The sequence below is a fragment of the Corallococcus sp. NCSPR001 genome (assembly GCF_017309135.1).
In the GTDB taxonomy this organism is placed as follows: Bacteria; Myxococcota; Myxococcia; order Myxococcales; family Myxococcaceae; genus Corallococcus.
In genome coordinates, this window is the sequence record NZ_JAFIMS010000002.1 from 4547775 (window position 1) to 4563738 (window position 15964).

14 protein-coding genes are annotated in these 15964 nt (G+C 70.1%); 8 read left to right on the plus strand and 6 right to left on the minus strand.

Going from position 1 to position 15964, the window contains the following annotated elements; genetic code table 11:
* Window positions 1–18: 18 nt before the first annotated feature.
* Both JYJ93_RS20605 and JYJ93_RS20610 read right to left on the minus strand, forming a co-directional pair.
* Entirely contained in the window at window positions 19–2142 is a 2124-nt protein-coding gene (locus tag JYJ93_RS20605) for an Ig-like domain-containing protein (RefSeq protein WP_206793804.1), read from the minus strand.
* 63 nt (window positions 2143–2205) lie between these two features.
* The gene (locus tag JYJ93_RS20610) at window positions 2206–3843 is read right to left on the minus strand and encodes an OmpA family protein (RefSeq protein WP_206793806.1); all 1638 of its coding nucleotides are present in this window, start codon (window positions 3841–3843) and stop codon (window positions 2206–2208) included.
* 415 nt (window positions 3844–4258) lie between these two features.
* On the opposite strand from JYJ93_RS20610, the gene JYJ93_RS20615 reads away from it, so the two are divergent.
* The 3 genes from JYJ93_RS20615 (at window position 4259) to JYJ93_RS20625 (ending at window position 6524) form a co-directional block, all read left to right on the plus strand.
* Window positions 4259–4537, plus strand: a complete 279-nt coding sequence (locus JYJ93_RS20615) for a hypothetical protein (protein WP_206793808.1) — start codon at window positions 4259–4261, stop codon at window positions 4535–4537.
* Window positions 4538–4589: 52 nt separating this feature from the next.
* The gene (locus JYJ93_RS20620; RefSeq protein ID WP_206793810.1) at window positions 4590–5417 is read left to right on the plus strand and encodes a PPK2 family polyphosphate kinase; all 828 of its coding nucleotides are present in this window, start codon (window positions 4590–4592) and stop codon (window positions 5415–5417) included.
* Between the two features lie 99 nt (window positions 5418–5516).
* Window positions 5517–6524 (plus strand): fatty acid desaturase, encoded by a 1008-nt coding sequence (locus JYJ93_RS20625; RefSeq protein WP_206793811.1) that lies wholly within the window; start codon window positions 5517–5519, stop codon window positions 6522–6524.
* A gap of 60 nt (window positions 6525–6584) precedes the next feature.
* On the opposite strand, the gene JYJ93_RS20630 is transcribed toward JYJ93_RS20625, so the two are convergent.
* Complete coding sequence (locus JYJ93_RS20630; RefSeq protein ID WP_206793814.1) at window positions 6585–7070, minus strand: DUF892 family protein; 486 nt, start codon at window positions 7068–7070, stop codon at window positions 6585–6587.
* 210 nt (window positions 7071–7280) lie between these two features.
* On the opposite strand from JYJ93_RS20630, the gene JYJ93_RS20635 reads away from it, so the two are divergent.
* The gene (locus JYJ93_RS20635; protein ID WP_206793816.1) at window positions 7281–9686 is read left to right on the plus strand and encodes a helicase-related protein; all 2406 of its coding nucleotides are present in this window, start codon (window positions 7281–7283) and stop codon (window positions 9684–9686) included.
* 106 nt (window positions 9687–9792) lie between these two features.
* On the opposite strand, the gene JYJ93_RS20640 is transcribed toward JYJ93_RS20635, so the two are convergent.
* Entirely contained in the window at window positions 9793–10164 is a 372-nt protein-coding gene (locus JYJ93_RS20640) for a DUSAM domain-containing protein (RefSeq protein ID WP_206793818.1), read from the minus strand.
* Window positions 10165–10706: 542 nt separating this feature from the next.
* On the opposite strand from JYJ93_RS20640, the gene JYJ93_RS20645 reads away from it, so the two are divergent.
* Window positions 10707–12425, plus strand: coding sequence for a cobalamin-dependent protein (locus tag JYJ93_RS20645; protein WP_206793820.1), 1719 nt, complete (start codon window positions 10707–10709; stop codon window positions 12423–12425).
* Here the strand turns inward: JYJ93_RS20645 and JYJ93_RS20650 are convergent.
* Window positions 12382–13185 (minus strand): DUF6600 domain-containing protein, encoded by an 804-nt coding sequence (locus JYJ93_RS20650; protein ID WP_206793822.1) that lies wholly within the window; start codon window positions 13183–13185, stop codon window positions 12382–12384. The two genes, JYJ93_RS20645 and JYJ93_RS20650, sit on opposite strands and share 44 nt — an antisense overlap.
* Window positions 13186–13295: 110 nt before the next feature.
* Between JYJ93_RS20650 and JYJ93_RS20655 the strand changes: the two genes are divergently transcribed.
* Window positions 13296–14006 (plus strand): siderophore-interacting protein, encoded by a 711-nt coding sequence (locus JYJ93_RS20655; RefSeq protein WP_206793824.1) that lies wholly within the window; start codon window positions 13296–13298, stop codon window positions 14004–14006.
* A 1-nt stretch (window position 14007) separates the two neighbouring features.
* On the opposite strand, the gene JYJ93_RS20660 is transcribed toward JYJ93_RS20655, so the two are convergent.
* Window positions 14008–14373, minus strand: coding sequence for a hypothetical protein (locus JYJ93_RS20660; protein WP_206793826.1), 366 nt, complete (start codon window positions 14371–14373; stop codon window positions 14008–14010).
* Window positions 14374–14588: 215 nt separating this feature from the next.
* Here JYJ93_RS20660 and JYJ93_RS20665 point away from each other — a divergent pair, with 215 nt between their 5' ends.
* Both JYJ93_RS20665 and JYJ93_RS20670 read left to right on the plus strand, forming a co-directional pair.
* Window positions 14589–15083 carry a hypothetical protein gene (locus JYJ93_RS20665; RefSeq protein WP_206793827.1) on the plus strand — a complete coding sequence of 165 codons (495 nt, stop codon included), beginning with the start codon at window positions 14589–14591 and terminating at the stop codon, window positions 15081–15083.
* Between the two features lie 27 nt (window positions 15084–15110).
* Window positions 15111–15935 carry an alpha/beta hydrolase gene (locus JYJ93_RS20670; RefSeq protein ID WP_206793829.1) on the plus strand — a complete coding sequence of 275 codons (825 nt, stop codon included), beginning with the start codon at window positions 15111–15113 and terminating at the stop codon, window positions 15933–15935.
* Window positions 15936–15964 lie beyond the last annotated feature (29 nt).

Sequence of the window (15964 nt, forward strand, 5' to 3'; positions counted from 1 at the left end):
TTTAGCGAAGGGTGACGCTCAGGACTTGCGGCGGCGGGCGCGCGCCATCAGGCCCGCGAGCAGCGCGCCGGCCCACATCGCCGGAGCAGGGGACGTGGCGCCGCAGCCCAGGCCGCCGCCAAGCAGCTCGTCGTCGGGCGTGCCGCCGATCACTCCGGAGTCGTCCGGAGTCTGGCCACCGCCGGTGCCCGGGTCCGTGGTGCCGCCCGTGCCGGTGCCCGCGTCCGAGCCGTTCCCCGTGTTGCCGCCGGTGCCCGGGCCCGGGTCCGTGGTGCCGCCGGTGCCCGTGCCCGCATCCGTGCCGGTGCCGGTGCCCGTGCCGCCATCCGTGCCCGTGCCGGTGCCCGCATCCGTGCCCGTGCCACCATCGGTGTTACCGCCGGTGCCCGTACCGCCATCCGTGCCGGTGCCACCGCCCGTGCCACCGCCGGCCTGGGTCATCTCCCACGTGTAGCTCACCGCGACGCCGATGTTGCCCGCCGCGTCCACCGCGCGGACCTGGATCGTGTGCGTCCCGGGCAGCAGGTTCTCCAGCGTGATGTTCGCCAGGCAGTCCTGGAACTCGAACCCATCCACGCTGCACTGGAACGTGGCCAGCGCTTCATTCGAGTCGAAGCCGAACGAGGCCACCGTTCCGGCCAGCACCTCCGGTGGCGACGTCACCAGCGAGACCACCGGCGCCACCGTGTCCACCGTCCAGGTGTGCACGGCCGGCGTCAGGTCCGGCAGGCCGTTGGGCGCGACGGCGAACACGCTGAACACGTGCACGCCATCACGCAGGTCCTGGTACAGCGCCGGGTTGGCGCAGGACGTCGGCAGCAGCGAGTCCAGGTTGCACCGGAACGTGGCGCCCGCGTTCTCCGACGTGAAGCCGAAGGTGGCACTGGTGCTGGCGCTGAACAGCGGCGGGCCCGACACGATGCGCGTGTCCGCCCCCGTGCTGTCCAGCGTGAAGGACACCGTCACGGGCAGGCTGACGTTGCCCGCCGCGTCCTTGGCCGACGCCGTCAGCAGGTGCACCCCGTCCACCAGCGTGCCCGGCAGCGCGACCGTCCACTGGCCCGCGACATCCACCTCCGCCGTGCCCACCGTCACGCCGTCGACCATCAGCTGCACCACCGACCCGGGCTCACCCCGGCCGCTCACCTCCGCGGGCGAGACGGCCACCGTCGCGCCCGGCGTCAGCGACGTCACCCGCGGAATCGCCGGCGCCACCGTGTCCACCGTCCAGCTGAACGTCGTGGGCTCCGTCTCCTGGTTGCCCGCGGCGTCCCGGGCGCGCACCGCCAGCGTGTGCGGCCCATCCGCCAGCAGGAGCGTCAGGTACGGCGACGCGCACGGCAGGACGGGGCCGCTGTCCAGCGAGCAGGTGAACGTGGACGGCGTCTCCGAGGACTTGAAGGCGAGCGCCGAAATCGGAGCGTTGCTGTAGGCCGGCGGCGTGGACGTGAAGGTCGTCTTCGGTGGCGTGAGGTCCACCGTCCACGAGTACGTGGCCGGCGTGGTGTCCGTCAGCAGCCCGAGCAAGTCCTTGGAGCGCACCTGGAACCGGTGCGCGCCTTCGGCCAGGTTCGTGTAGTCGCGCGGGTTGTCACACGCCACGAACGTGTCGCTGTCCAGCGCGCACTGGTACGACACCAGCAGCGCCGACGACGCGAACGTGAAGCGCGCCTGCTGCTGCGCGGTGGAGAGCGCCGGGCCGCTGAGGATGACCGTCTCCGGCCCCAGCGCCAGGATGCTGAACTGCACGCTGGCCGCGGGGCCCGTCTGGCCCGCGACGTTGGTGCTCACCGCCACCAGCGTGTGAACGCCGTTGGACAGCAGCTCCAGCAGCCCCGGCGTGTAGCTCCAGCGGCCATTCACGTCCGCCGTCACCGTCGCGGCGATCTTCCCGTCCAGGCTGAGCGTCACCTTCGCGCCGGCCTCCGCGGTGCCGCTGTAGAACGGCAGCGCGGTGTTCAAGATCAGCCCCAGCGTGGGCGTCAGGATGACGGGCGCCGCGGGAGTCGCGTCGGGGAGCGCCGCGGCCAGCTGGCGCGGGGACACGGTGTTGGAGACAGGCGAGGCCTCGGCGGTCGCACGGGCATTCAGGCAAAGCGCGGCCAGGGCCCCCACGAGGAGGCGATAGGAAGAGGTCGACATGGGAGGTTCCGGAAGAGAGGAGGGTGCGGCGAAAGGGGAGGATGAGAGGGATTGGACGGCGGATCAGTCGCGCGAGGCCTGGCCGGCGGCGGGCGCGGACTCGATGTGGAACTCCACGCGCCGGTTGAGCTCACGGCCGGAGGCGGTGTCGTTGGAGGCGACGGGGGCGTCGGGGCCACGGCCGGCGGCCATCAGCCGATCCGCCGGGACGCCGCGCGTCTCCAACTGCTGGACGACCGCGGAGGCGCGCTGCTGGGACAGCGTCCGGTTGGTCTCCGGACGGCCGCGCGAGTCGGTGTGGCCCTCCACCAGGATGTGCTTCAGCTCCGGGTGGTTGACGAGCACCTTCGCCACCTGCTCCAGCAGCGGGAACGAACGCGGCAGCACACGCGCCTTGCCGGAGGCGAAGTAGACCTTCTCGCGGATCTCCAGCCGGTCCTGGGTGATGACCACCAGCTGCTTCTGCTTCGCCGGGCATCCCTGGTTCGCCGCGGGGCCCGCCACCATCGGGCAGTTGTCCACCATGTCCGCCACCGCGTCGCCGTCGTTGTCCACCTCCGGGCAGCCGTCCTCGTCGAGGAAGCCGTCGCGGTCCTCGGGGTCCACCGGGCAGTGGTCCTTGGCGTTGGCCACGCCGTCGTTGTCGTCATCCAGGTCCGGGCACTGCTCCAGCGAATGGCTCTGGTTCGGGGCGCACACGTCCACCATTGCCACCGGAGGCGCCACCGGCGCCGGCTCCGGCGCCACGGCGGCCACCACCGGAGCGGGAGCGGGAGCAGGGGCGGGGGCCTCGGCGACGCGGGGACGCATCATCGGCTGGACCGCCTGGAGCGCGGAGACGGACAGGCCGGCCATCACGCGAAAGGCGGGCGTGCCCGGCGCGGTGCCCAGACCGGGGCCGCCCAGCGCGAACACCTCCATGCGGGACCCCAGCGTGTAGCGGCCGCCCGCCAGGAGCTCCATGGGCACCGGGCTGTCCGTCAGCGGCACCGCGGAGCGCAATCCCAGCTCGCCGCGCAGCTTGTGCCCCGTGGTGGCCACGGTGGCCGCCCAGGGCAGCTCCGAGCCGACCGCGTTCGAGCCCACCGCCGTGCGGTTGCGAAGCCGGATGCCTGCCTCCAGGCCCAGCACCACCGGCCCCACCGTGCGGCCCGCGGACACGCGCGGTGTCACGTCCCAGCCGCCGCTGCCCTGGAGCGAATCCTTGTTGCCCACGGGCAGGCCCACCGCCAGCTCCGCCGCCAGCGACACCGGCGCGGACGCCTCATCCAGCAGCCCCAGCCGGCCCTGCAGCACCGGCGTTCCCAGCCCCCACGAAGAAGGAGACGTCATGCCCGCGTCGGAGAACCCGTTCGTGCCCTGGTGGGCCATCAGCGGGAGGATGGCGCCCACCTCGAACCGCTTGCTCACCGTATAGGTGCCCGCCAGCTGCACCTGCGTGCGCGACCCGACGAGCGACTCCATCCGCTCACCATCGCGGAAGAGCGTGAGCGGCGAGCGCTCGTAGTGCGCCGCCAGGGACAGGCGCAGCTCACCGGGCTCGCGCAGGCCGCCCGCCGCCGTGCCCAGCGCGGCGCGCGACGTGGGGTTGAGGCTCAGCCGCTCCAGGTCGAACGAGGGAACAGGGGTCGAGGCGGCGCTGGCCAGGGAGGGCAGCAGCGCCAGGGTGGACAACAGACGCAGACGGTTCGGCAGGAACATGGGGGTCCGGTTCATCTGGCTCTCGCGATGTGGCGGGTCGAAAGCTGGACGGGCGAGATGGGGGGTTGTGAGGAATTGATTGCTGCCCAGATGTCTGTGTTGGACTTTCGTTCAGGGCAGGATTCGCGGTGGGGTGCGGACGCCGGGCAAAGCAAGCGCAATGCCGAGCGCGGCGTGGCTCACCCATTCCCCGCAAATGGCACGAATTGCTGGAGTGTGACTGGATTCGGGGTGCTCGCAGGGCAACCTGGCGGGATGTCTTGTCTGGATTCAAGAATCGGATTCTGGAATCTGGACCGCTCGCCTGCTTTCGCGTTCCGGACGCCGTGGGAGGAGGCGCGGCGGCGCGGGAGGACTGGCGCGATTGGTGCTTGGGCGCCTTCGCACTTTCCCCGCAGGACCCCGGAGGAGACACGTGATTCAGGAGCGCAAGCGAGGCCATGCCCTCTACGCACTCAACAGGGTGTTGGTGGTGGCCCGCTTCATGTCCTTGAAGGGGCATGATCCCCAGACGCTCGCGGCGGTGCTGGACGCGGCCGAGCGGCTGACATGGTTCCTGGCCGCGCCACAGGACGAGACGGCGCGCTACCGGCAGTGGCTCCAGGAGCTGTCCAGCCGCCACACCCTGTGCCGGATCGTCCTCGAAAGGTTCGACTCGGACGTTCTGCCGCCGTCCTGGCTCGGAACGGTGTGAATCCGCCTTCGCTCCAGGCACGCTGCCGCCCATACCAGGAGCGAAGAGGACCATGGACATCATCCGCAACGACAAGCAGGGCGCGAAGGTGAAGCTGGAGCGCATCGCCACGACGCCTCCCAAGAAGGAGGACAAGGAGGCGGCCAAGGAGGAGTTCGCCGCGCTGGGCGAGGAGCTGTTCGACCTTCAAGACCTGCTGTGGGGCGCGAAGATGAACTCCGTCCTCATCGTCCTGCAGGGGCGCGACACCGCCGGCAAGGACGGCACCATCAAGCACGTGGTGGGCAGCCTCAATCCGCGCGGCGTGAGCGTGACGTCCTTCGGCGTGCCCAGCACGGAGGAGCGGGAGCACGACTTCCTCTGGCGCGTGCACCTCAAGGCCCCGCGCCAGGGCGAGTTCTCCATCTTCAACCGCTCCCACTATGAGGACGTGCTCGTGGCGCGGGTGAACAACCTGGTCCCGGAGAAGCTCTGGCGGTCGCGCTACCAGCACATCCGCGACTTCGAGACCCTGCTCGCCGAGCACGGCACCCTCGTCCTCAAGTTCTTCCTCCACATCAGCCAGGAGGAGCAGGAGCAGCGGCTGCTGGCGCGCGAACAGGAGCCTCGCAAGGCGTGGAAGATCGCCGCGGGTGACTGGGAGGACCGCAAGCACTGGGCGGACTACACGCGCGCCTATGAGGACGTCTTCGCTCGCACGTCCACCCAGCAGGCGCCCTGGCACCTGGTTCCGTCGGACGCCAAGTGGTACCGCAACCTGGTGGTGGCCCGCGCCGTGGCGGAGGCCCTGCGCCCCCACCGCGAAGCCTGGCAGGCCCGGCTGGATGAAGTGGGCAAGCAGAAGAAGGCGGAGCTCCGCGCCTGGCGCAAGAAGCGCTGACACACGGCCTTGCGCGTCATCCATGACGCGAAGGGCCCACGGCGCGCGTGTGTGAAGCGCTGACCCGGCCATGACATGGGGATGGGACAACGCATCCCCATGGAACGAACCCCGCCGCCATCGAGCAAGGACCTCATTGCCCGCACGCGTCCCTTCGCGGCCCAGGACACCGCGCGCTCCCTCTGGGCGCTCGGCTCCACCTATGCCGCGCTCGTGGGCGCGGTGGTGCTGGCGGCGGCCGCGCCCTGGTGGCCCCTGCGCATCGTGGGCGGCCTCATCGAAGCGCTGGTGCTCATCCGCTGCTTCATCCTCTTCCACGACGCGATGCACGGGGCGCTCCTGCCGAAGTCCCGGTGGGCCAAGGCGCTCTTCCAGGTGCAGGGGCTGCTCACGCTCACGCCCGCGCGCATCTGGAATGACACGCACAACCATCACCACGCCAACACCGCGCGCATCGCGGCGGACTCGGCGGGCACCTTCGTCACCTGGACCACGGACCAATGGCGCAAGGCCACCGGGGCGCAGCGCCTGGGCTACGTGGTGGAGCGCCACCCGGTGACGTTGATGCTCGGGTACTTCACCGCGTTCCTCTACAGCCTGTGCCTCCAGCCGTTCGTGAAGAACCCGAAGCGCTACTGGACGTCCGGGCTCGCGCTGGCCGTGCACGTGGCCCTGTCCGCGGCCGTCTGGCACTTCTTCGGCCTGGGCGTCTATCTCAGCGCCTTCGTGGGGCCGCTCATCGCCGCGTACGCGCTGGGCACGTACCTGTTCTACGCGCAGCACAACTTCGACGACGTGGCCATCCTGCCGGAGCCGTCGTGGAACCACGCGGACGCGGCGCTGGAGGCGAGCAGCTACATGCGCTTCGGGCCGGTGATGGAGTGGTTCACGGGCAACATCGGCTACCACCACGTGCACCACCTCAACCCGCGCATCCCGTTCTACCGGCTGCCGGAGGCGATGGCGTCCATCCCGGAACTCCAGGGCCCGCACGTCACCACGCTCACGCTGAAGGACATCGTGGGGTGCCTGCGGCTGAACCTGTGGGATCCATCGCTCAAGCGGATGGTGCGCTACCGCGACGCGCGGATGTCGCCGGGCACCTGAGGAACCTCGGCCCGGCGGGTCCGTTCGGGACCCGCCCGAGGAACCCACCGGGCCGGGGTCTCAAGGCTTCAAGAGCGCGTGCAGGGCGTTGGCGTGGGCCTCCTCCTCGTCGAGGAGCTCCTCCAGCAGCCGCCGCGTGATGGGATCGCGGACCGCGAAGTAGGGGATGAGGTCGCGGTACGACGCGATGGCGACGCGCTCCGCCTCCAGGTTCTCGCGCAGCAGCTCCACCAGCGTCCGTCCCTCGTCGTCCTGGGTGTCACCGCTGGACATGAGCCCTCCAAGGTTGAAGTCCGGCCTGCCGCCCAGCTGCTGGATGCGCTCGGCGAGCCTGATCGCGTGGTCCTGCTCGTCGCGGGCGTGCAGGCCGAACGCGGCCTTCATCGCGTCGTGGCAAGCGCCCGCGGCCAGCAGGGCATGGCGCGTGTAGCGGCGCACGCTGACGACCTTGGTCGCCAGCGCGGCGTTGAGCAGCGTGAGGCGGACCCCCAGCTCTCCCGGGTCGCCCGGCTCGGTGGTGGATGGCTGCGAATGCATGTCGGCCATGGAATTGCCCTCGGGCGGCTGCGTGTCCGGAAGCTGGGGGGCCCGGGCAGCGCCGTCCATCCCACCTGCCCCCGCGTGCCAGGGGCGCCGCGCCTGTCCGTCCCGCCCTGCGACGCCTGCCTCCACGCCGGGCGCGGGCAGGGACGTTGGTCGCGAACACCCCCCGCGGCCTCCAGGGCGGAGGAGGGGGTTCGGGGTTAGTCTTCGCCAATGAGCTCGAGCCCATCCAGCCGGCCGTCCGTCGTCGTGGCGGAGCTGGGGCCCACGAACACCGGGAAGACCTACCGCGCCATCGAACGGATGCTCGAGCACGACTCCGGCATCATCGGACTGCCGCTCCGCCTGCTCGCCCGTGAGGTCTACGACCGGGTGACCGCGAAGGTGGGCGAGGGCCGGGTCGCGCTGATGACGGGCGAGGAGAAGCGCGTCCCGCCCCGGCCCGACTACTGGATCTGCACCGTGGAGGCGATGCCAACCGACCGGGAGGTGGACTTCCTCGCGGTGGATGAAATCCAGCTCGCCGCGCATCGGGAGCGTGGGCACGTCTTCACGGACCGGCTGCTGCACGCGCGCGGGCGCAAGGAGACCTGGTTCCTGGGCGCGGACACGATGCGTCCCATGGTGTCCGCGCTGATTCCGCACGTGTCCTTGAAGCGCGCCACGCGCCTGTCGCAGCTGCGCTACGCCGGGCGCCGCTCGCTGAAGAGCCTGCCGCCGCGCTCCGCGGTGGTCGCGTTCTCCGCGGACCGCGTCTACGAGCTGGCCGAATCGCTGCGCCGCCTCCGGGGCGGGGTGGCGGTGGTGCTGGGCGCGCTGTCGCCCCGGACGCGCAACGCGCAGGTGGCCATGTATCAGTCCGGCGAGGTCCAGTACCTCGTGGCCACGGATGCCATTGGCATGGGGTTGAACCTGGACCTCAACCACGTGGCCTTCGCGACGCTCTCCAAGTACGACGGCGCGGAACAGCGCGACCTGTATCCGGACGAGCTGGCGCAGATCGCCGGCCGCGCGGGGCGTCACCTCAACGACGGGAGCTTCGGCGCGCTGAACACGCTGCCGGAGCTGCCGCCGCGCATCGTCTCCGCCATCGAATCCCACCGCTTCCCGGCGGTGCGCAGCCTCGTCTGGCGCAACTCCTCGCTAGACTTCTCCAGTCCGGAGGCGCTGCTGGATTCATTGTCGCGGGCGCCGCGTGACAGCGCCTTCGTCCGGGTGGAGCGCGCGGACGACTTCGACGCGCTCAAGGGGCTGTCCGCGGTGCCCGCCATCCGCGAGCTCACCTCCGACAAGGCCTCCGTGGAGCTGTTGTGGCAGGTCTGCCAGGTGCCGGACTTCCGCAAGGGGCTCTTTGGACAGCACGTCGCGTTGCTGCGTGAGACGTTCCTCCAGCTGACGGCTGGGGACGGGAAGCTGGACCCCACCTGGTTGGGCCGGCAGGTGTCGCCGCTGGATGATGCGTCGGGAGACATCCACACGCTGATGGACCGGCTCGCGGCCATCCGCATCTGGACGTACATCAGCCATCGTCCGGGCTGGCTGAACGACGCGGAGGACTGGCAGGAGCGCACGCGCCGCATCGAGGACGCGCTGGGGGATGCGCTACATGAGCGGCTGGTGGAGCGCTTCGTCCAGCGGGCGGCGAGGAGGAGCGCGCGCCGCTTCGTGAGGGCCAGCACGCAGTCGCAGTCCGGTGCCTCCGACAGTCCGTTCGCCAAGCTGGGGCAGTTGCTGACGGAGGTGCCGGGCGCGGAAGGCGTGGTGATGACGGAGGAGCAGTTCGTCCAGCGCGTGGTGGACGCGACGCACGACGCGTTTGAAGTGGACGCGGCGGGGCGCATCTCCTTCGAGGCGCAGCCGCTGGCCCGGCTGGTGCGGGGGCGCGACCGGCGCTCGCCGCAGTTGGCGTTGGCGGAGCCGGAGGTGTGGACGGGCGGCGCGCGTCAGCGATTGGAGCGCCGGTTGGTGGCGCTGGCCAGGGACCTGGTCACGGAGGCCATGGGAGGCTTTCCCGCGGAGTCCTTCACGAGCGCGAGCCGCTCACCGGCGACGCGCGCCGTGGCCTACCAGTTGGCGGAAGGGCTGGGCGTCATCTCCCAGGCGGAGGCGCGCGAGCAGTGGCGGCTCCTGGACGAGGAGTCACGGGAGCGGCTGAAGGCGCAGGGCGTCCACGAGGGCCAGCGGTACCTCTACGTCACCCAGGCCCTGTCGCCCCAGGCGCTGGAGCGGAGGGCCATGTTGACGGCGCTGTTCCAGCAGGCGGCGTGTCCGCAGGGCATCCCCCAGGAGCCGGCGCTGAACGTCTCCGCGCTGGCCGGCCGGAGCGCGCGGTCCTTCGGCTACGAGATCATCGGGCCGGTGGCGCTGCGCATCGACATCGTCGAACGGCTGGGAGAGGGATTGCGCGGCCCGCAGGGGGCGAAGCAGGTGCAGGCGCTCATGCAGCAGCTGCGATTGGACGGAGGCGTCCGCGCGCAGGTGCTGCGGACGTTGGGTGGACAGCCCGGAGGCACCGCACAGAAGCGGCGTCGCCGCAGGCGGGGGCGGAAGCCATCGGAGACGGGTGGTGTTCGCGGTCGTGAACCGGCAGGCTCGAGCCGGTTCAACGACCGCCCATGAAACGATTCCTCACCACCGAGGAGAAGCAGGACGCGGAGATCCAGGCCTCGCTTCGCGCCGCGAACCTGTCCGAACTTCTGGAGTGACAGGCGCCGCACCCTGGCCGTCACGGCTCGTCAGACATGCCGGAGAGTTGTTCCAAGGCGAGCTCGCGGTAGTAGGGGACGACTTCGACGGCGAGCACGTCACGCATCTGCTGGCGCGCGCTGTCGAAGTCGCCTTGCCGCTGGAAACTCCACATCCGATGCAGCGCGTCCGTCAGGCGGTTCGAGCCCTCGGCGATGCGCCGCTCGGCTTCGCGCACCAGCGCCAGCGCTCCATCGCGGGTGCGCAAGATGGCCTCTGCATCCGTGATTGAGACTTCCTCCGCGGTGCGCAGCATGAGGGTGCGCACCTCGTCACTCATTGTCAGCGGCGCTCCCTCGCGAAGGACGCGCCGTGCAAGGGCGCGGAACGGGCTCCAGTCGGGTGTGCTCATTCGGTTCTCACCGCTTCGGTTTGGATGGGCGGCACATATCAAGAGGCCAATCGTGTTGCCCTTCGCATCTGCGCAGACAATCGGTGCAGGGCCCCGCGAATCGACCGTCCACGCAGGCGTTCCAGTTTCGCAAGCACCTGTTCTTCCACGCGGGCAGGCGTGGATCATCCACGTAATCGTCCGCCTCGGAGCTGGCGTGGGTACCGGTGGCTCCGATACCCGCTGCCATGATGACCGCCGCTTCGGAGGTGGTGAGTCCACATGCCTCTGGGAACCCTGGGTGTCGCTGAATGCAATTCGTCTCCGTGTCCATCGCGACGCTGGCACATCCCAGGCTGAGAGCCGCGAGGATGGGGGCAGGGCCGCGCCACCAGCGGGCGATTCTCCAGGGGGGGCATGAGGAGCGGACACTACCGTGGAGAGGGGCCGTCCAGGGAGCGGGCCGGCAGCCTGGGAGGAGGGGAGGCGACGAATCCACGCGGGGCCTGCCCTGATTCGCCTATACCTTGGCCCTGTCTCCCTCTCAGGCCGGTGGTCGTCCCATGAGCAGTGGTCGTGCCCTTTCGCCAGTCCTCCTCGTCGGTGCCGGAACGGGCGAAGCCACGTGCGGCATCCTCTACCTGGCGAGCTACCTGCGGCGCGGCGGGATTGAAGCCTTCGTGCGGCTGTGGGACGGGGACGAGAGCGCGGGCGAGGTGACCCAGTCCTTCGAGCGCCTCATCGCCCGCGTTCGCCCGAAGCTCATCGGCATCAGCCTGAAGTGGTTCCACCACGTGGACCGCGCGCTGCTCATCGCGCGGACCATCCGGAAGATCGATCCGTCCATCCGCATCGTCGTGGGTGGCAACTCCGCGTCGTACTGGTGGAAGGAGTTGAGCGGCTATGACTGCATCGACCACGTCATCCTGGGCGATGGAGAAGCCCCCCTCCTGGCGCTCTGCAATGGAGAGGAAGCCCCGCCCAACGTCGTGACGCGGCATCCGGACGGCCGTCCCCGCAGGCTTCCGCTGGCGTACGTGCAGCGCTCCACCAACACCCAGGACCTCTACTACTCGCACTTCAACGAGATCTTCCTCAGCCAGATGGACGCGCACTCCTTCTCCGGCTGGGTCGCGCCCGGCAAGGGCTGCGGCGAGAACTGCCTCTATTGCGGCGGCGCGCGAGGCAATCAGAAGGCGGACTTCGGCCGCGCGAAGCCGTTCCTGCGCGCCGAGGAGAACGTGCGCCGGGATCACCAAGAGATCGCCAGCCGGACCTGGCAGATGCGCTACGACTTCGCGGGCAGCACGGCGGAGTTCTTGGGGAGCACCTGGGCGGGCGTGGACCTGTCGCGCCACTGCTGCACGTACTTCCTCTGGGGCGTGCCGCGCGTGGAACTGGTCGCGGCGCTGGCGGAGACCTTCCAGCGCATCTACATGGTCATCGACATCGGCTGCTTCTCCGAACAGCAGCGCCTGGAGCAGATGTCCAAGGGCCTGCTCAAGCCCTGCGCGAAGGACCGCGAGCTGCTGGATGTCATCGAGTCCGTCCGCCGCCATCCGAACGTGGAGGTTGAAATCTCCGGCATCGGAGGACTCCCGTTCATGAACCGGGAGCGGCTCGCGGAGGAGCTGCGGTTGGTGGAGCGCATCATCGGCCTGGACTGCGTGGTGGGCTACCAGCGGCTGGAGGCGCAGCCCGGGGCGCTCGTCACGGAGCATCCCGCGCGCTTCGACATGGTGACGGAGGCGAAGACGTTCGCGGAGTTCCTCGACTACTTCGAGCGCCGCGAACCCGGTGACGTGTCCGTGCCGATGATCCGCTTCAAGGACCAGGAGCTGGAGGCCGCGGTGCAGCGCAACTCCGACCGGGTGGACGAACTGGCCTGGAAGCACCGGGACACGAGGAAGCGCGTGGACCTCCACGGCCGCACGCGGCTCAAGAACACCGCGCCCTCGACGAAGCGCTTCACGCTGGGAGACTGGCTGGGCAGCCACCGCGCGCCCGCGAAGCTGGCGAAGGAACCGGTGACGGTCCTGCGCTCGGTGGACGGCATCACCCTGAGCTGCGCGCCGTCCGTCAGCCCACGCAAGTTCACCGACCCCACGTTGACCCAAGGCGAGGACGGCGCCATCCTCCTCGCCGCCCTGGCCGCCTTCGACAAGCCCACCACCGTCTCCAGCGCGGTGTCACACCTGGGCACGAAGGAGCGGCTGGATCCGCACTCCGCTCGCGAGGTCATCGACCATCTGGTCGATGGGCGCTTCCTCCAGCCGGCGTAGACGCGGAGGCTTCATGCGCCTTGGGCTCCGCGCTCGCGGCGGACGCGCGAGGCGGCTGCCCCGTGGGGGGCGTCATCGGCTTTGCGCGCGGCACCTCCTGGCCGGTGGCCCGAGCGACCTCCTCCGGCTCCGGCCCCCGGTTCCAGTACCCCTCGCGAGCCACCACGTGCTCGCCCACGGGCTGCGTCTGTCGCATCAGCTCCTGGACCTGTGCCTCCGGGAGGAGATGTGACCCCACGTCGGGCTGCACGAAGTTGTTCGCGCTCACGAACGTCCAGCTCAGTCCGGTGCTGATGCCCGGCGGCGCGAGGGGCTGCCAGCCAACGAAGCCATTTCCCCAACGCCAGTCCACCCAGGCAGGAGCCCACTCATTGTCTGGCCACCACACCCAACCTTCCGTTGGCGTGGTGAACCACCGGCCGTAGTGGAAGGGCGCCCAGCCCCACTCCGAGTCGCTCTCGAAGGTCCATCCCCAATCGCTGGAAGCCCACCGGCCGTCGGTGGAATACGGGGTGAAATCCGCGCCCACCTCGGCTGGGTCCGGCCGCCACACCCAGCCGACGTCCGGCAGGTTCATCCACGTGCCGTAGGGCGCCAGCACCTCCCGGAACTGGGACATGGGGTTGTCCAGGGGCGTCGAGCTGGAGGTCACCTGTGGCCCGAATTCCTCCGGGCCCATCGCGCAGCCGCTGGCGGCCAGGATGGCAAGGACAGCGGTGCCGGTCCGAAGCCAGCGCACCCGGGGATGCCAGGGGGCCATGTCCGGTTCCTTTCGTGGGGGTCTCTGCCCTGCAAGGTGAGGACGCCTTCACACAACTTCACGAGCCGTGCGCGTGCAGGAGGCGTATGGACGCCTGAACGGAGGCTCCAATGGCAAACGCCAAGGCCATGCTCGGAAGCATGCTGGGCCGTTTTCTCTTCACCGAAGCGAAGGTGACCCAGGTGCGCGAACTGTCACGCGCCTTTCGACAGATTGACTGTGAAGGGCCCGCGCTGCGGGGGCAGGGATGGGCTCCCGGCGACAAGGTGCAGGTGTTCCTGCCCGGGCTGGGCATGCGCACGTACACGCCGCTGTCGTGGGACGAGGCGCGCGGCGCCACGGCCTTCCTGGTGTACCTGCACGGCGACAGCCCCGGAGCGAAGTGGGGCCGCGACGTGCGCACCGGAGACACGGTTCAGCTCTTCGGCCCCCGGCGCTCGGTGACGCTGGAGTCCGGCGACGCGCCGGTGGTGCTCTTCGGTGACGAAACGTCCTTCGCGGTCGCGCACGCGTTCCGCACCGGAGCGAAGCGCAATGTCACCCCCATCTTCGAGGTGACACACCGCGAGGACTGCGCGCCCGCGCTGCGCGAGCTGGGCTTCGAGGGCCACGACGTGGAGCGCACGGCAGGCGACGCGCACCTGGCGCAGGTCTACGAACGGCTGCGCGAAGCGCTGCGTGAGAAGCCCGGCGCGACGCTGGTGATGACAGGCCGGGCGCAGTCCATCCAGGCCCTGCGCTCGCGGCTGCGCGGCGACGGTGATCGCGCCACGCCGAAGGTGAAGGCCTACTGGGCCGTGGGCAAGACGGGGCTCGACTGATTCAGGCCGGAGCGAACTGGAGGCCGCGCAGGAAGTCGTCGCAGCCCCGCGTCACGCCCGCGGGGCGGCGCTTGGACTTCTGCTTGAGGAAGCGCGAGGCGTCCTGACGGCGGTAGCAGGTGAGGAGCCGGTCCTCGTCGTTGAGGATGAGGATCCACCCGCGCGCCTGCCGCGCCAGGGACGAGTCGCGCAGCGACACCGGCAGGTCGCGCTCGTGCACGGTGAGGTGGGTGGCACCACACGCCCGGGCGGGAGTGCCGAACTCGAGGATGAACGCGATGACCTCCTCGCGCAGTCTCCAGCGGGCACACTGCTCGACGAAGAGGCGGGTGAGGGAGAACACGGACGACGCGGGGCTCTGGCGCATGGCGGGCTATCTCCTTGCGCGCTTCCCAATACACACCGCGTTCCAACGCCCCGCCCACGCGATTTCGCGCACTTGCGCGAAGCCCCCCCGCGCCCTGAAAGACATTCCGTCAATCCCGGCCGCGGCCCGTGTCACCCAGGCACAATGGCTTGCGATTTGACGCCTCAGGCGTCAAATTGACGCCTGAGGTGTCAAATTGACGCCTGAGGTGTCAATTGGCCCGGCAAGGCGGCAAGGCAGCGGCGAAGCGTGACGAGGACGCCCTCTACGACGTCATGCTGTTCGTGCGTCCGCTGCACCGGTATCTGCTGAAGGCGGTGGAGGATCAGCTCGCCGGTACTGGCGTGACGGTGGGCATGCGGGCGGTGTTGGACCGGCTGTTCCTGCACGGACCGCAGACGGTGCCGCAGCTGTCGCGGGGCATGGAGCTGGGGCGCCAGTTCGTCCTGCGGCTGGTGAACACCGGGCGCGAGGCGGGGCTCCTGGCACCGCTCCCCAACCCGGCGCATCGCCGCTCCTCGCTGTTCACCCTGACGCCCCAGGGCCGGGCGGTCATCGAAGGCATCCGCGCGCGCGAGTCCGTGAAGCTGCGCGAGGTGGCGGCGGAGCTGGACCGCGAGGACATCGACGCCTGCGTGCGCGTGCTCTCCGTGATGGCCGACCGCTTCCGCCCCAGCACCGGGCCCATGGATTACGGCGGAGACCCCTGAACCCGACGCATGAAACAGGAGGAGGCCATGCCGGAAGCACATCGCATCGAACGACGGCAGGTGGACGTGAACGGCCGTCCCGCCACCGTGTACGTCGGAGGAGACGGTCCTCCGCTGCTGCTCATCCACGGCGGATGGGGGAGCGCGCCCGGACACTGGTCCCGCGCGTGGGAGCTGCTCGCGGAGCACTACCGCGTGGTGGCGCCGGAGCTGCCGGGGTTCGTGGAGGGGGAGGCGCTCGGGTCCTACGAAGCCTATGGCCAGTGGTCGGTGGCTCTGCTGGACGCGCTGGGCATTCCAGCGGCGTGGTGCGTGGGCAATTCGTTCGGCGGCAGCGTGGCGTGGGTCCTGGGGAGCCAGCATCCGGAGCGCTGTCAGGGCGTCATCATCGTCAACGGGCTGCCGCCGCCCGCGCCGCCCCCGGCCTGGATGATCCGGTTGGGCCACTGGCGCCCGGCGCGTGCGCTGATGCTGGGGATGTACCGGCGCGTGGCCTTCACCCGGGGCATGCTCGACCGGGCCTTCGTCGCGAAGGGAGACGCGGACGTGCCGGCCTTCCTCGCGCCGCTCTTCCGCGAACGCATGCCAAGGCCCGCGGAGGTCGTCTTCGAGTGTATGGGCTCGAGCCGTGAGTTCGCGGCGCCTCGCGGCCCGCTGTTGCTTCTCTGGGGCCAGCAGGACCGCGGCCCTGGGACGAGCGAGGCGTCCGCGCGAAAGTTCCATGCACGGCTGCCCGGCAGCCAGCTGGTGTTCGTGCCCCACGCGGGGCATCTTCCCCAGTGGGAGAACCCCGCCCGGTTCGTCCAGGAACTGGTGGCCTTCACGCAGGCCGCCGTCCCTCACGCAGCGTGACGGCGCCGCCCACTCCCAGGATCGGGTCC

What these genes read in the sequence shown, in the direction of transcription:
- JYJ93_RS20605 (WP_206793804.1), bottom strand. Translation starts at nt 2,142, where the DNA reads ATGTCGACCTCTTCCTATCGCCTCCTCGTGGGGGCCCTGGCCGCGCTT.
- JYJ93_RS20610 (WP_206793806.1), bottom strand. Translation starts at nt 3,843, where the DNA reads ATGTTCCTGCCGAACCGTCTGCGTCTGTTGTCCACCCTGGCGCTGCTG.
- JYJ93_RS20620 (WP_206793810.1), top strand. Translation starts at nt 4,590, where the DNA reads ATGGACATCATCCGCAACGACAAGCAGGGCGCGAAGGTGAAGCTGGAG.
- JYJ93_RS20625 (WP_206793811.1), top strand. Translation starts at nt 5,517, where the DNA reads ATGGAACGAACCCCGCCGCCATCGAGCAAGGACCTCATTGCCCGCACG.
- JYJ93_RS20630 (WP_206793814.1), bottom strand. Translation starts at nt 7,070, where the DNA reads ATGGCCGACATGCATTCGCAGCCATCCACCACCGAGCCGGGCGACCCG.
- JYJ93_RS20635 (WP_206793816.1), top strand. Translation starts at nt 7,281, where the DNA reads ATGAGCTCGAGCCCATCCAGCCGGCCGTCCGTCGTCGTGGCGGAGCTG.
- JYJ93_RS20640 (WP_206793818.1), bottom strand. Translation starts at nt 10,164, where the DNA reads ATGAGCACACCCGACTGGAGCCCGTTCCGCGCCCTTGCACGGCGCGTC.
- JYJ93_RS20645 (WP_206793820.1), top strand. Translation starts at nt 10,707, where the DNA reads ATGAGCAGTGGTCGTGCCCTTTCGCCAGTCCTCCTCGTCGGTGCCGGA.
- JYJ93_RS20650 (WP_206793822.1), bottom strand. Translation starts at nt 13,185, where the DNA reads ATGGCCCCCTGGCATCCCCGGGTGCGCTGGCTTCGGACCGGCACCGCT.
- JYJ93_RS20655 (WP_206793824.1), top strand. Translation starts at nt 13,296, where the DNA reads ATGGCAAACGCCAAGGCCATGCTCGGAAGCATGCTGGGCCGTTTTCTC.
- JYJ93_RS20660 (WP_206793826.1), bottom strand. Translation starts at nt 14,373, where the DNA reads ATGCGCCAGAGCCCCGCGTCGTCCGTGTTCTCCCTCACCCGCCTCTTC.
- JYJ93_RS20670 (WP_206793829.1), top strand. Translation starts at nt 15,111, where the DNA reads ATGCCGGAAGCACATCGCATCGAACGACGGCAGGTGGACGTGAACGGC.